Genomic DNA, 13,994 nt, shown 5'->3' with positions numbered 1-13,994 from the left:
CGCTACTTTTATGCTAACATGCTATTTTGAAGCGATTTGCGATGATGATTGAAGGAACTTGATAAAAATGACAGAAAACACAGATGAAACTCACTTAAGGGGAACTAAAAATAAACTAGGACGCAAACCAAAAGCAGACGCTAATAAAAAAACTCGTGCGGTAAGCTTGTATTTTTCTGATGAGCAATACCAAAAACTAGAGAAAATGGCTAATGAAGAAGAAGAAAGCGTGGGATCTTATATCAAACGCTATATTTTGAAGGCTTTAAGAAAAATAGAGCAAAATGGTGCTTGATAACTTTTTAACTTGTTTTTAGTTTAGCTTTACGAGTTTTGCTATAGAACAAAACCAAAACCCCATTTTTATCTGTTCTTTAGCTGTGTGATTTTAAAAAAGAGTGGTATTTTGGCTAAAAAAACTTCTTTATTTGAGTGTCAGCATTGCGGTTTTACAAGCCCTAAGTGGCTAGGCAAGTGCGTTCAGTGCAACGCATGGGAGAGTTTTATAGAATTGAACCAAGCCCAAAAGGAAGTTTTACACGCGCTTAAAAAACCGCTCCCACAAGCGCAAAAAAGCGTTTCTATCGCTGAAATTGAACATGAAGAAGTGATCAAGTTTTCTTCTACTCAAAGCGAATTGGATATTGTCTTAGGTGGGGGGATCGCTAAAGGGGGGTTGTATTTGGTTGGGGGGAGTCCTGGGGTGGGGAAATCCACTCTGCTTTTAAAAGTGGCTTCTGGCTTGGCCAAAAACCAGCAAAAGGTTTTGTATGTGAGCGGGGAAGAGAGCTTGAGCCAGATTAAAATGCGCGCCAATAGATTGGATTGCATAGAAAAAGAATTGTATCTGCTCAATGAAATCAATTGGCCTGTGATTAAGGCGAATATTGAGAGCGAAAATTATTTTGCTTGCGTGATTGATTCCATTCAAACGCTTTATTCGCCAGAGATTTCTTCAGCACCCGGCTCTATTTCGCAAGTGAGGGAGGTCACTTTTGAGCTCATGCGTTTAGCCAAAACAAGAAATATTGCTGTTTTTATCATCGGTCATATCACCAAAGAAGGGAGCATCGCAGGGCCTAGAGTGTTAGAGCATATGGTGGATAGCGTGCTGTATTTTGAAGGCGATCCCAGTAGGGAATTAAGGATTTTAAGGAGTTTTAAAAACCGCTTTGGTCCTACGAGTGAAATCGGCTTGTTTGAAATGAAAGAGCAGGGTTTGGTGAGCGCTAAAGAAGCTTCAAGCTTGTTTTTTTCCAAAGAAGAGCCTATGGAGGGGAGTGCCATTACCATCACTTTAGAAGGCTCAAGGGCGTTGATTTTAGAGATTCAGGCGTTGGTGAGCGAGTGCAGTTTTGGAGCGCCCAAACGATTAGCGAACGGGTTTGACACCAACCGCCTTAACATGCTCATCGCTTTATTGGAAAAAAAGCTAGAAATCCCCTTAAACCGCCATGACGTGTTCATTAATGTGAGCGGAGGTATTAAGATTAGCGAGCCGGCTTGCGATTTAGCGGTCATTGCTAGTATCCTTTCAAGCTTTAAAAACAGAAAAATTGACAATAAAACCGCCTTTTTAGGCGAAGTGAGTTTGAATGGCAGGATTTTAGAAGCCCCTAATTTGAACGCTAGATTGAAAGAAATGGAAAATTACGGCTTTTTAAAAGCCATTTTGCCTAAAAAACCCAGTCAAAAAACCTCTATCAAATGCTATGAAGCCAATGTGGTGGGCAAGATTGTTGAATGGATGTGATTGGAACTTTTGTTACCTAATAGAATAGAGTCTTATTAAAATTTAAACTCAATTTAAAGAGCAACTACCATTTTTTTTAGTTATAATGGCGAACACCATTAAAATTAAAACAAAGGTTATTCAATGAAAGTATTATCTTATTTGAAAATTTTTTATCTTTTTTTAGCGATAGGAGCAATTATGCAAGCGAATGAAAACATGGGGGCTAAACCCCAAAAAACCGATGAAAGAGTGATTTACTTGGCTGGGGGGTGCTTTTGGGGGCTAGAGGCGTATATGGAGAGGATTTATGGCGTTATAGACGCAAGCTCTGGTTACGCTAACGGCAAGACTTCAAGCACGAATTATGAAAAATTGCATGAAAGCGATCATGCTGAAAGCGTGAAAGTCGTTTATGATCCTAAAAAAATCAGTTTGGACAAATTGCTACGCTATTATTTTAAGGTGATTGATCCGGTGAGCGTGAACAAGCAGGGTAATGACGTGGGCAGGCAGTATCGCACAGGGATTTACTATGTCAATAGCGCGGATAAAGAAGTGATAGACAACGCCTTAAAAGCGTTGCAAAAAGAAGTGAAAGGCAAGATCGCCATTGAGGTAGAGCCGTTAAAGAATTATGTGAGGGCTGAAGAATACCACCAGGATTATTTGAAAAAACACCCTGGTGGCTATTGCCATATTGATTTGAAAAAGGCGGATGAAGTGATTGTAGATAGCGATAAATACACCAAACCAAGCGATGAAGTTTTAAAGAAAAAACTCACCAAACTCCAGTATGAGGTGACTCAAAACAAACACACTGAGAAACCTTTTGAAAATGAGTATTACAACAAAGAAGAAGAGGGCATTTATGTGGATATTACCACAGGCGAGCCGTTGTTTTCTTCAGCGGATAAATACGACTCCGGTTGCGGGTGGCCAAGCTTTTCTAAGCCCATCAATAAAGATGTGGTGAAATACGAAGACGATGAGAGCCTTAATAGGAAACGCATTGAAGTGTTGAGCCGTATTGGTAAGGCGCATTTAGGGCATGTGTTTAACGATGGGCCTAAAGAATTAGGGGGCTTAAGGTATTGTATCAATAGCGCGGCTTTAAGGTTTATCCCCTTAAAAGACATGGAAAAAGAGGGCTATGGCGAATTTATCCCTTATATCAAAAAGGGTGAATTGAAAAAATACATCCAGGATAAAAAAACGCATTAAAGGGTAATGACTAAGCCCCCTAATGTTGGGGGGTTAAAGTGGGGGGGTTAAGCGTTTGGGTTGTCTTATGGGTTATTTTAAAAAACGCTAAAAATCACCTTAACTGATTGTTTTTTAACGATTCTTATTGAAAAAAACAACCCCTATAAAATGGCTTTTATCCCTTAAAGGAAATGATTTAAAAAATGTATTTTTTGGCTCTGTTTTCATTAAATAGGGATAATTAAAACTTTTTTAAAAAGCTATCCTTTGATTAAAATCAAGCTCTTTTGCTATTTCATCTTTAAAAAATGCCCTTGAGCGTTTTTAGATTTTTACCCCATAATGAGCTTGTGTAAGGTCGCTAAAATGCTTAAGGCATAAATGAGGAGCAATAAGATTTTATGCACCTTTTCATTAGCCAAAGCAATGAGCTTAATGCCAATGCCCACCCCTAAAAACGCTCCAATACCGGTAATCACCCCGGCTTGAACGCTTATATCATCAAGAACCCTCCCGTTATAAAGAGAGATGACCCCAGATAAAGAAGCGAACACCACAAAAAATAGCCCCAAAGGCACGATTTTTTTGGAATCGTATTTCAAAAAATAGCCCAAAAACGGCACCATTAAAATCCCCCCGCCCATGCCTAGCGGGATAGAAAAGATGCCGGTAACAAAACCGGCGAGCATCAAAACCCCATGCGTTCTATCCATAGACACAAAGGGGATTGCGCGCTTTTTTTCGGGCGTTTTGTTATTCGCATGCAAATCAAAATGCATCTCTTCAAAATGCTTGGGCTTCTTGTTGTTAGAAAATGCGTATTTGATAAAGGTGTAGCACACCACCACCACAAACACGCTCATTAAAATTTTATCGTTAATGATCTTTAAGATAAAGCTCCCTAAAATCGCCCCCATTAGCCCTCCAAGTGCGGCAAATGAGCCTTCTCTCAAATCCAATAAGCCCTTTTTGTAATTGATGATAGAGCCGACCACTGAAGAAAAAAGCATTTGCATGAGCGAAATACCCACCGCATGGCTATAGCTAAAATGGGCAAAAATCGCGCTAGGGACGACAATCTCCCCCCCACCAATACCAAAAAACCCGGCGGTGATGCCAGTAAATAGCCCCACAAGAGCCAAAATGAACGCTGTTGATTCTTCCATAAAAAACTCCCTAAATTCTAAATTATTACTTTATCAAAAAAGAGTGATAATCTTTAAAAATTTTTCTTTAATGATTACAAAAATAGGGTTTTGATCACTTTAATTTTATCGCTTGAGAGCGATTTATAAGAGATTATCCAAGATCTCTTTATTTGCTTAATTTAAAAAGGCTTTTAAGCGTTTTTAAACAAGCCCCCTTTTTTAAAGAGGGGTTTTAGTAAGCAAACACATAATTGAGATACACGCTATAGAGCCTTCTGTATTCTAGTTTAGCCCCCATGAAAGAATAGTAATTGGTGTTAATGGTAGGGATTTTAAAGCCTAGTTCAATGCCATGCTGAGCAACATGATCGCTGTCTTTTTTCTTAGGTCTGGCGAGATTCATTCTCAAGCCTAAATTGAATAAAAATTGGAAGTTAGAAACGCTGACATTAGCGTTATAAATGCCATTCATCATGGTCAAATTCACTTGTTGGGAATTAAGCCACGAAGTCCCGGCTAACGCAAAACCTCCAAAAAGCCCTACAGAGAGCTTGTTGTTCTTGCCTAAGAAATTGGTGTTTTTGTCGTTGATGAAGTTATAGAGAGCGTCCATGCCCACGCCATAAGTCCACACGTCAGAAGCCGAGTTGAAAAAGCTGGATTTAATATAAGCATGGTTGTAATCAAAAAAGCCGTAATACCTTAACCCCCAATTCCTTTTTTTGCCAAAGAATTGCTTATATCCCACTTGCACGCCAATGCCGTTCATCGCGCCGTTGTTGTTTTGATAGTCAATCACGCCAATACGCCTAAAGGGGTTTTTGCCCAATTCTTGTGTGATGGTTTGGAGCTGGTTGTATTTGTCTGCATTTAAAGAATAAGTGAGCAAACCTTCTGGGGAATTAGGGTTTTGAGTTGCATGCGTCATGTTTTGGAGGGACTTGGCGTTAGGCAAGTTGGAGATACCATTATTAATCGCTGTAGAGTCTTTATTCAGGGTATTAAGGGCTTCTTTAAAATTCAAAATGGTTTGAGCCAAAGCTTTCTCTTGATTGACCTGATTGCCATAATAAGCGGTGTGTTGCTCTAAAGAATTGAGAGTCTCTTTCACAAACGCGCAACCTGAACCCCAAGTGCTACTATTAATCACGCCAGCCGATCCTGCTTTACATTCTTCTAAATCGCTTTGGATAGGCCCTTGAATGCTGTGGAAATTGTTCGCTACTTGTTGGGCTAGGCTTAAAATCTCTGCTTGAGCGTTAGCTCTGTTAAGCATTTCTTGAGCGAATTGCTTATTTTGAGAAGTGTAGGGGTTGAAATTGTCTGGTTGCGTGATTTGGGTGTTTTCATTAGCGTTGAGTTGTTGGGTTTTTTCTAGGGCGGTTTGAGCGTTTTTAATCATTTCTTGGATAGCGCTAAAAGAAGGGCCAAAAATATCCACCACATTCCCAGGTGTAGAGCTCAACCCCCACGCTTTACCACCATTGCTTGTTTGCACATGCGGTTTTTGGGTGGTAAGGACTTGCATGATGATACTAGCTTGTTGTAAAAGGTATTCAGCATCATTCTTGTATGTCAATTGTATTGTAGGCGAGAATGATGATCCGCCTGAATAAGAGGTTGGAATCTCTTTCCCGTTCTCCATATAATAATGCTCTATGATATTGTTTTGTGTGGTGGTCCTATAATTGGTTTGTTGTATGTTGACCACCCCTGTTTTGGTGGTGTCATTCAAGGCAGGCATACCGCCTCCTTGATGTTGGTTTAAAGCGGTTTGGATGATTTGATAGGCTTGGTTGAGTTTTTGGTATTCTTTAATGGATAGAATGCCATTGGGGCCTGTCCCGTATGCTTGATTGCAAGTGGTGGTTGTCCCGTTAAGGGCTGGTGTGTTGCCAAACGATTGATAGCTTTGATTATTGGTAGGGCCTGGGCCACAGCCAATAAAAAGGGCTATAGTTTGCCACATGCCTACAGCGGCATTGAGCGCTAAAGCCACAGCTTGATAGGCCGGGGAAGTGGTGGTGCCGCTAGTGAGATTAATCGCGCTTGAGCTTAAATTGTTGATCGCACCCGTGATCGCGCTAGGCGTGCTGGCTAGATTGACTAAGGAGTTTAGGTAGTTGTATTGGTTTAAAAGGTTGCTTAAATTATCGTATCTGTCTGCAAGATCTTGTATCGCTCCGGTATTTTTAACCTTTTGAACCGCTTCACCGATTTGATACCCCACGCTTGTATAAAAGCCATCGTCTTCAGCCCTTGATAGCGAAGCTATGAGAGAAAGGGAGAGTAAGAGAGATTTTTTGATTTTCATGTTTTCTCCTTTTGATAGATTTTCTCAGTTTCACATTCCCATGATAGTCATGTTTATGAAACTTCGCCATTTTACCATAAAATGCTTATTCTTAACTTAAAATTTATATTTTGAAAAAAAAAAACAATTTTAAGTATTTTTTACAATAAAATATCATAGAGCTTGATTTAAGAAAAGGGATTTTATCCGGTTTGAAATTGGTTTTTAAATCTTTAGTTACAATTAAGCCATTCTAATGAGAAAGAAAGGCATGTTTGAAAAGATACAAAAAGAATGGCTGAGCAACATTCAAAAAGATTTGCTGTCTGGTTTTGTGGTGGGGCTTTCTGTGATCCCAGAGACGGCCGGTTTTGCGATCATGGTGGGTTTAGATGTGGGCGTGGCGTTTTATACGACCTTTTACATGGCTTTTGTTTTGTCTCTTTTTGGGGCTAGAAAGGCGATGATTAGCGCAGCGGCCGGCTCAGTGGCGCTCATTTTGGTGGGCGTGGTTAAAAATTATGGGCTTGAATACGCGGGCGTGGCGACTCTTATGGCAGGGGTGTTGCAAATTCTTTTAGGCTATTTGAAAATAGGGAATCTTTTAAAATTTATCCCTCAATCAGTGATGTATGGCTTTGTGAACGCGCTAGGCATTTTGCTTTTAATGGAGCAATTCAAATTCCTTCAAAACCAAAATTTGGGAGTGTTTATCTTACTCGCTATTGGAATATTGATCATTTACCTCTTCCCTTTAATCACTAAAAAAATCCCCTCTAATCTGATTTGTATCCTTATAGTGAGCGCGATCGCTTTGATTTTTGATATGCATGCACCGAATTTAGGGAGCATTGAGCAAGGGGTTTCAGGCTTTCATTTCATCATTATCCCCAAAAATTTGGATTTTAAAATAATGATAGAGTTGTTGCCTTACGCTCTTTCTTTAGCGCTAGTAGGCACGATAGAAAGTTTATTGACCGCTAAAACTTTAGACGTGATTTTAAAAGACGGCGTGAGCGATAAAAACAAAGAAACTAAAGCGCAAGGCTTGGGGAATATCGTATCAGGGCTTTTGGGGGGAATGACAGGGTGCGCTTTGGTGGGGCAGTCTATCATCAACGCAAAATCCGGGGCCAAAACAAGGCTTTCTACTTTTTTTGCCGGCTTTTCTTTAATGGTGCTAATATTAGTGTTTAATGAATATGTGGTTAAGATCCCCATTGTGGCGGTTGTGGCGGTGATGGTGATGATTTCTTTCACCACTTTTAATTTCCAATCCATTATTAACATTAAAAAAATCAAGCTCTATGACACGCTGAACATGCTCTTGGTCGTGGCGGTGGTTTTATACACGCATAATTTAGCGATAGGGGTTGTGGTGGGGGTTTTAGTCAATGCGTTATGGATCAAATCAAAAGGGATTGCATGAAGTTTTGCTATAAGAAAGAAAAAGATGAGTCAAAAAGTATGGCTCCAGATGTAGGATTCGAACCTACGACCAAGCGGTTAACAGCCGCCTACTCTACCGCTGAGCTAATCTGGAATTTCGCTCAAACAATAAAAAGAAATTCTAGTGTGTTTTTTGTAAAAAGTCAAGTGATATGATGATTTGATAGCCAAAAAGTTGGCTTTGTCCTCAAATGAGAACCGATTCAATATCAATAGGCCAAAACATAATTGAAATACACGCTATAAAGTCTTCGGTATGCTAATTTAGCACCCATGAAAGAATAGTAATTCGTGTTGATGGTGGGGATTTTCACGCCTAATTCAACGCCATGGTGAATCCCTTGGAGCCTTAAACCGGTATTGAATAAGAATTGGAAATTGGTGTTGTTGATTTTAGCGTTGTAGATGCTAGTGGTGGTTTTTAAATTCACCAATTGGGAATTGAGCCATGTCGTGCCGGCTAGAGCGATGCCTCCAAAAATGCCAAAAGAGATTTTGCGGTTTTTATCGGATCCGCCATTGATGAAATTCAATAAAAGATCGCTGCCTGCACCATAAGTGAAAACATTAGAAGCGGAGTTGAAAAAGTTGGATTTGATATAGGCATGGTTGTAATCAAAAAAGGCATAATACCGGATCCCAAAAAATTTGTTTTTCCCAAAGAATTGCTTATAGCCTAATTGCACGCCCACGCCATTCATCGCCCCGTTATTGCTTTGAGAATTAATTAAACCCACGCTTCTAAAAGGGTTATGGCCAAACTCTTTGGTGGTAGTTTGGAATTGGGAATATTGGGTTTCGTTGAGAGAATAACTATAGCTAGATCGGCTCACCAAACTTTGAAACCCTTTAGAATCGGGCGTTTTTTGAAGGGTGTTATAGATGGTTGCTAAATTATCCCCTTTGAGATAAGAGATAGTGTCATTGATAACGCTTGAGACTTGATTAAGGTTTTTAGTGAAATCAGGGTTGATAGCCGTTGGTGTATTTTGGTTGTCTGGGCTAGTTCTTCGGGCTTCTGCGGCGGCTTTTTTAGCGCTACTTATCATGCTATTGATAGCGTTAAAGGTGTTGCCAAAAATAGTGCATGCGTTCCCGCTTGCATTAATGCCCCATGGTTTGCCATTGCCTCCGTCTATTCCTGGGCATTGGCTTTGAAGGGTGCTAATAATGGTGCTAGCTTGAGTTAAAAGCTGGTCGTAGTCATTTTCAATTTTAAGATCATTGTTTTTATTTTCTAGGGTGTTTTGGAGCAATTGAGAAATCGCATTGATTTTGTCGTATTCGCTAGTAGATAGCGAGTTATTGGCTAAATTAGAGGCTATCACTTGCCACATGCCTACTGCAGAGCTGAGCGCTGAGGATACGGCTTGATTGGCGCTATTAGGGGTCGTTTTTAATCTGCTAGCGCTCTCTTTTAGATTGTCAATCGCTTGAGCGGTGCTTGAATCAGTGCTAGAGGATGTTTGTTTGAGTTCGTTATAGCGGGTTAAAAGATTGTTCAAATTTTCGTAAGCGTTGGAGACTTTTTGGATTTCGCCGGTGTTTTTCACTTGTTGAACCGCTTCGCCGATTTGATAGCCCACGCTCATAAAAACGCCGTCATTTTCAGCCAGGAGCGATGAAACCATGAGAGAAAGTAAAATCGTTTTTTTCATAAAATGTTCCTTAAAGTAATGTTTTATTTGTAAAATCGTATCAAATTGAAACTTTATTTACAATGCATTTAAATTATGCCATAAATTTATTGAATTTTTAATAAAATTGAGCGAAAATTAAGAAATTTTGCTTTTTTTTGGATTTAAAAAGAGGTTTTTTAATGGTGAAAAATGTTTTGAGTGCTTTTTAAAATTTATCGCTCAAGGAGATCGGGGCTAAAAATTTTCAAAGCGTTTTGCAAATCTTCTTGGGTGTCAATGCCCACGCTTTGGCTTTGAACGATTTTCACTGCAATCTTTTTTTGGTAATACAAAGCCCTTAATTGCTCTAATTTTTCTGTATCCTCTAAAACGCAAGGTTTTAAAGCGCATAATTCTTCTAATATTTCTTTATTATGGAAGCCATAAATACCGATATGCCCTAAAAGGGGGGTTTGGCGTTTTGCATCAAAATCTCGTAAAAAAGGGATAAGGGAGCGCGAAAAATACAAGGCGTTATTTTGATGATCCAAAACCACCTTGACTAAATTGGGGTTTTTGGCTTGCTCTTCATCAATGACTTTAGCGCAAGTCGCCATGAAAGGGGCGTTTTTGGTGGCTTCTAATAAGGCTAAAATGACTTCTTTTTCTAAAAAAGGCTCATCGCCTTGCAAGTTTAAAACCCTTTCATCGTCTTTTAACCCTAAAATTCGCGCCGCTTCCAAACAGCGTTCCGTGCCGCTATTATGGTGTTTAGAAGTTAGCACCGCTTTAATGCGAAATTTTTGGCATGTTTGCATGATGCTTTCATCATCGCAAGCGACTACGCATTCATCTACTAGATTCGCATTTTTAGCGCAACGCACTACCATAGGCAAGCCAAAAATATCTTCTAGCACTTTATTTTCAAAACGACTGGATTTTAATCTAGCAGGAATGATAATCATCTTTAAACCTTTTTAAGCCTTATGAAAATAGGGGATTTTTATGGTATTATACCCATTAAAAGCTTATTCCTTTTATTGTAGGGGTTTTAGGCTATTGAACTTTAGGAGTTTTAATGATATTAAGAGCGAGTGTGTTGAGCGCGTTACTTCTTGTAGGCTTAGGGGCAGCCCCTAAACATTCAGTTTCAGCTAATGACAAACGGATGCAGGATAATTTAGTGAGCGTGATTGAAAAACAAACCAATAAAAAGGTGCGTATTTTAGAAGTCAAACCTTTAAAATCCAGCCAGGATTTAAAAATGGTCGTTATTGAAGATCCGGACACTAAATACAATATCCCGCTTGTAGTGAGTAAGGATGGTAATTTAGTCATAGGGCTTAGCAATATCTTTTTTAGCAATAAAAGCGAAGATGTGCAATTAGTCGCAGAAACCAATCAAAAAATCCAAGCCCTTAACGCTACCCAGCAAAACAGCGCGAAGTTGAACGCTATTTTTAATGAAATACCGGCTGATTATGCGATAGAGTTGCCCTCTACTAACGCTGCAAATAAGGATAAAATCCTTTATATTGTTTCTGACCCCATGTGTCCGCATTGCCAAAAAGAGCTCACTAAACTCAGGGATCATTTGAAAGAAAACACCGTGAGAATGGTTGTAGTGGGGTGGCTTGGAGTCAATTCAGCTAAAAAAGCGGCTTTAATCCAAGAAGAAATGGCGAAAGCTAGGGCTAGGGGAGCGAGCGTGGAAGATAAAATCTCTATCCTTGAAAAGATTTATTCCACCCAATACGATATTAACGCTCAAAAAGAGCCTGAAGATTTACGCACTAAAGTGGAAAATACCACTAAAAAGATTTTTGAATCTGGCGTGATTAAGGGTGTGCCTTTCTTATACCATTATAAGGCATGATATAAGGTTGCTCTCATGAAAAAACCCTACAGAAAGATTTCTGATTATGCGATCGTGGGTGGTTTGAGCGCGTTAGTGATGGTGAGCATTGTGGGGTGCAAGAGCAATGCTGATGACAAACCAAAAGAGCAAAGCTCTCTAAGTCAAAGCGTTCAAAAAGGCGCGTTTGTGATTTTAGAAGAGCAAAAGGATAAATCTTACAAGGTTGTTGAAGAATACCCCAGCTCAAGAACCCACATTATAGTGCGCGATTTGCAAGGCAATGAACGCGTGTTGAGCAATGAAGAGATTCAAAAGCTCATCAAAGAAGAAGAAGCCAAAATTGATAACGGCACGAGCAAACTTGTCCAGCCTAATAATGGAGGTGGGAGTAATGAAGGCTCAGGCTTTGGCTTGGGGAGCGCGATTTTAGGGAGTGCGGCGGGGGCGATTTTAGGGAGTTATATTGGCAATAAGCTTTTCAATAACCCTAATTATCAGCAAAACGCCCAACGGACCTACAAATCCCCACAAGCTTACCAACGCTCTCAAAATTCCTTTTCTAAAAGCGCACCCAGCGCTTCAAGCATGGGAGGAGCGAGTAGGGGACAGAGCGGTTTTTTTGGCTCTAGTAGGCCTACTAGTTCGCCGGCGGTAAGCTCTGGGACAAGGGGCTTTAACTCATAATTTAATCTATTTAAGGCTAAAAAATGCAAGTGATTCCTTTAAAACCTTTAGACAATAAGACCTTAGAAGAAATCGGCTTAGATTGGCACACGAATGACGACATGTCATCTTATATCGCTGATGAAATGGTGGTTGTTTCTCAAAAAGAAGCGGACGCTTATTATGACGCTTGCAATGAGCTTTATGACATGTTTGTAGAGACGGCTGAAGAGGCCATTAAAAACGATCGCTTTTTTGAATTGGATATTCCTAACGCGCTCATTCCTATGATCCAACAGAGTTTTGAAGAAGAAGTGCATTGGCATATTTATGGGCGTTTTGATTTAGCCGGAGGGCTTGATGGCAAGCCCATTAAATTATTGGAATTTAACGCTGATACCCCCACCATGCTCTATGAAACTGCGGTGATCCAGTGGGCGTTACTCAAAGCCAATGGTTATGATGAAAACAAGCAATTCAATAACCTTTATGAAGCGCTTGGCGAGAATTTTAAACGCATGGTAACTTTAGGCGAAGACACGAGCCGTTTTGAGGAAATGTATGAGGGGTGGAAAATCCTTTTTTCAAGCGTTAGGGGGAATATTGAAGAAGAGCGCACCATGCGTTTTTTGCAAGACGCTGCTCAGAGCGTGGGGTTTGAAACGGATTTTTCTTACATTGATGAGGTGGAATTTAATATAGAAGAGGGCGTGTTTAAAAACGGCTTGAATTATGAGTTTTTATTCAAACTGATCCCATGGGAAAACATCGCTATTGATGAGCCAGAATTAGCCCTTTTGATGCAAGGCATGATGGAAAATAAAAACACGATTTTTTTAAACCCCGCTTACACGATCCTTTTCCAATCCAAGCGTTTTTTAAAACTTTTATGGGACAGATACCCCAAACACCCCTTATTGTTAGAAACGAGCTATGAACCTTTAGCCCATAAAAAGCAAATCAAAAAAGTGGCTTTTGGTAGAGAAGGGGCGAATAGTGAAATCTTTGAAGCTTCCATGCAATCGCTTTTGAAAACGGACGGCGTTTATTCTAACCACAAACCCGTTTATCAAGAGTTTTACGAGCTCAATTCGCATAACGGGTTGTATTATCAGCCTAATGTGTTTTTTGCTTATGAATCTTGCGCGCTAGGGTTTAGAAAAGGGGGGTTGATCTTGGATAATTTTTCTAAATTCGTGAGCCACAGGTTGCAATAATGACCGCAACGATGCGTTATTTTCACATCTATGCGACCACTTTTTTCTTCCCTTTGGTGCTTCTTTTTGCCATTAGCGGGCTTTTGTTGCTCTTTGGGGTGCGCCAAGACACTGGCGCTACTATCAAAGAGTGGGTTTTAGAAAAATCCTTAAAAAAAGAAGAACGATTGGATTTTTTAAAAGACTTTATAAAAGAAAACCATATCGCTATGCCTAAAAAGATAGAGCCTAGAGAGCATAGGGGAGCGTTAGTTATTGGCACGCCTTTGTATGAAATCAACCTTGAAACTAAAGGCGATCAAACAAAAATCAAAACCATTGAAAGGGGTTTTTTAGGCGCGCTCATCATGCTGCATAAAGCTAAAGTGGGCGTTGTGTTTAAGGCGCTTTTGGGGATTTTTTGCGTGTTTTTATTGTTGTTTTATGTGAGCGCGTTTTTAATGGTGGCTTTTAAGGACACTAAACGCATGTTTATAAGCGTTTTGATAGGGAGTGTGGTGTTCTTTGGAGCGATCTATTGGTCTTTATAGGGTTTAAAATATCAGCTTTGTTTTGGATATTGGTTATGAAATCTAAAAAATGCCTTTGGGCGTTTTGACAACCAAAATAAAAAAGCTTGCGTAAGCGAGCGATAATTTCTCATAACGCGCTCTTAGGGGGTTATGAGAGATTTAGTTTTGGGTTTGAAGAGGGCGTTAAAGCGTAAAATATCCCCTTATGAGTTTTAAAAACCCCATTTTTTAAAAAATTAAAGAATAACTAAACCAACAAACCCCTAAAACTCTATCTTTAAACTAAAAGCGTTTTTA

The 13,994-nt window shown here is 39.7% G+C and carries 12 protein-coding genes and 1 tRNA gene; 8 read left to right on the top strand and 5 right to left on the bottom strand.

What is annotated here, in order from left to right; genetic code table 11:
* Positions 1 to 61: 61 nt before the first annotated feature.
* The 3 genes from QU01_RS01140 (at position 62) to msrB (ending at position 2,956) form a co-directional block, all read left to right on the top strand.
* Positions 62 to 295 carry a ribbon-helix-helix domain-containing protein gene (locus tag QU01_RS01140; protein WP_033761596.1) on the top strand — a complete coding sequence of 78 codons (234 nt, stop codon included), beginning with the start codon at positions 62 to 64 and terminating at the stop codon, positions 293 to 295.
* A gap of 111 nt (positions 296 to 406) precedes the next feature.
* Positions 407 to 1,753, top strand: coding sequence for a DNA repair protein RadA (gene radA, locus QU01_RS01135; protein ID WP_033761558.1), 1,347 nt, complete (start codon positions 407 to 409; stop codon positions 1,751 to 1,753).
* A gap of 123 nt (positions 1,754 to 1,876) precedes the next feature.
* A complete protein-coding gene (gene msrB / locus QU01_RS01130; protein ID WP_033761557.1) occupies positions 1,877 to 2,956 on the top strand; it encodes a peptide-methionine (R)-S-oxide reductase MsrB in 1,080 nt (359 codons plus the stop codon).
* Positions 2,957 to 3,270: 314 nt separating this feature from the next.
* Here msrB and QU01_RS01125 read toward each other — a convergent pair whose 3' ends face one another.
* Complete coding sequence (locus QU01_RS01125; protein WP_033761555.1) at positions 3,271 to 4,104, bottom strand: sulfite exporter TauE/SafE family protein; 834 nt, start codon at positions 4,102 to 4,104, stop codon at positions 3,271 to 3,273.
* 214 nt (positions 4,105 to 4,318) lie between these two features.
* Complete coding sequence (gene hopM / locus QU01_RS01120; protein ID WP_033761553.1) at positions 4,319 to 6,400, bottom strand: Hop family outer membrane protein HopM/HopN; 2,082 nt, start codon at positions 6,398 to 6,400, stop codon at positions 4,319 to 4,321.
* 250 nt (positions 6,401 to 6,650) lie between these two features.
* Here hopM and QU01_RS01115 point away from each other — a divergent pair, with 250 nt between their 5' ends.
* Positions 6,651 to 7,808: a SulP family inorganic anion transporter gene (locus QU01_RS01115; protein ID WP_033761552.1), complete on the top strand. Its 1,158-nt coding sequence runs from the start codon at positions 6,651 to 6,653 to the stop codon at positions 7,806 to 7,808.
* Between the two features lie 39 nt (positions 7,809 to 7,847).
* Here the strand turns inward: QU01_RS01115 and QU01_RS01110 are convergent.
* The 3 genes from QU01_RS01110 to kdsB all read right to left on the bottom strand — a co-directional run bounded on the left by QU01_RS01110 (position 7,848) and on the right by kdsB (position 10,412).
* Positions 7,848 to 7,922: transfer RNA gene (locus QU01_RS01110), tRNA-Asn, on the bottom strand.
* Positions 7,923 to 8,037: 115 nt separating this feature from the next.
* Positions 8,038 to 9,486, bottom strand: coding sequence for a porin HopA (gene hopA / locus QU01_RS01105; RefSeq protein WP_033761550.1), 1,449 nt, complete (start codon positions 9,484 to 9,486; stop codon positions 8,038 to 8,040).
* A 194-nt stretch (positions 9,487 to 9,680) separates the two neighbouring features.
* Positions 9,681 to 10,412 carry a 3-deoxy-manno-octulosonate cytidylyltransferase gene (gene kdsB / locus QU01_RS01100; protein ID WP_033616392.1) on the bottom strand — a complete coding sequence of 244 codons (732 nt, stop codon included), beginning with the start codon at positions 10,410 to 10,412 and terminating at the stop codon, positions 9,681 to 9,683.
* A gap of 113 nt (positions 10,413 to 10,525) precedes the next feature.
* Here kdsB and dsbK point away from each other — a divergent pair, with 113 nt between their 5' ends.
* From dsbK to QU01_RS01080, 4 genes are read left to right on the top strand one after another with little or no spacing between them, the layout of a single operon-like run.
* Positions 10,526 to 11,323, top strand: coding sequence for a protein disulfide-isomerase DsbK (dsbK, locus tag QU01_RS01095; protein WP_033761548.1), 798 nt, complete (start codon positions 10,526 to 10,528; stop codon positions 11,321 to 11,323).
* Positions 11,324 to 11,338: 15 nt separating this feature from the next.
* Positions 11,339 to 11,989: a UPF0323 family lipoprotein gene (locus tag QU01_RS01090; RefSeq protein ID WP_033761547.1), complete on the top strand. Its 651-nt coding sequence runs from the start codon at positions 11,339 to 11,341 to the stop codon at positions 11,987 to 11,989.
* Between the two features lie 23 nt (positions 11,990 to 12,012).
* Positions 12,013 to 13,185: a glutathionylspermidine synthase family protein gene (locus QU01_RS01085; protein WP_033761544.1), complete on the top strand. Its 1,173-nt coding sequence runs from the start codon at positions 12,013 to 12,015 to the stop codon at positions 13,183 to 13,185.
* Positions 13,185 to 13,715 carry a membrane protein gene (locus QU01_RS01080; RefSeq protein WP_033761542.1) on the top strand — a complete coding sequence of 177 codons (531 nt, stop codon included), beginning with the start codon at positions 13,185 to 13,187 and terminating at the stop codon, positions 13,713 to 13,715. Before QU01_RS01085 ends, QU01_RS01080 begins: the two co-directional genes overlap by 1 nt.
* The last annotated feature ends 279 nt before the right edge of the window (positions 13,716 to 13,994 follow it).

This window comes from Helicobacter pylori SA221C (genome assembly GCF_000476855.1).
In the GTDB taxonomy this organism is placed as follows: domain Bacteria; phylum Campylobacterota; class Campylobacteria; order Campylobacterales; family Helicobacteraceae; genus Helicobacter; species Helicobacter pylori_DK.
The sequence above is the reverse complement of the archived record's forward strand: the minus strand, read 5'-3'. Positions and strand labels throughout refer to the sequence as shown.

Excerpts from the sequence above, each read along its gene's own strand:
- QU01_RS01085 (WP_033761544.1), top strand. The coding sequence starts at position 12,013 with ATGCAAGTGATTCCTTTAAAACCTTTAGACAATAAGACCTTAGAAGAA.
- QU01_RS01080 (WP_033761542.1), top strand. The coding sequence starts at position 13,185 with ATGACCGCAACGATGCGTTATTTTCACATCTATGCGACCACTTTTTTC.
- msrB (WP_033761557.1), top strand. The coding sequence starts at position 1,877 with ATGAAAGTATTATCTTATTTGAAAATTTTTTATCTTTTTTTAGCGATA.
- hopA (WP_033761550.1), bottom strand. The coding sequence starts at position 9,486 with ATGAAAAAAACGATTTTACTTTCTCTCATGGTTTCATCGCTCCTGGCT.
- QU01_RS01090 (WP_033761547.1), top strand. The coding sequence starts at position 11,339 with ATGAAAAAACCCTACAGAAAGATTTCTGATTATGCGATCGTGGGTGGT.
- QU01_RS01125 (WP_033761555.1), bottom strand. The coding sequence starts at position 4,104 with ATGGAAGAATCAACAGCGTTCATTTTGGCTCTTGTGGGGCTATTTACT.
- hopM (WP_033761553.1), bottom strand. The coding sequence starts at position 6,400 with ATGAAAATCAAAAAATCTCTCTTACTCTCCCTTTCTCTCATAGCTTCG.
- dsbK (WP_033761548.1), top strand. The coding sequence starts at position 10,526 with ATGATATTAAGAGCGAGTGTGTTGAGCGCGTTACTTCTTGTAGGCTTA.
- kdsB (WP_033616392.1), bottom strand. The coding sequence starts at position 10,412 with ATGATTATCATTCCTGCTAGATTAAAATCCAGTCGTTTTGAAAATAAA.
- QU01_RS01115 (WP_033761552.1), top strand. The coding sequence starts at position 6,651 with ATGTTTGAAAAGATACAAAAAGAATGGCTGAGCAACATTCAAAAAGAT.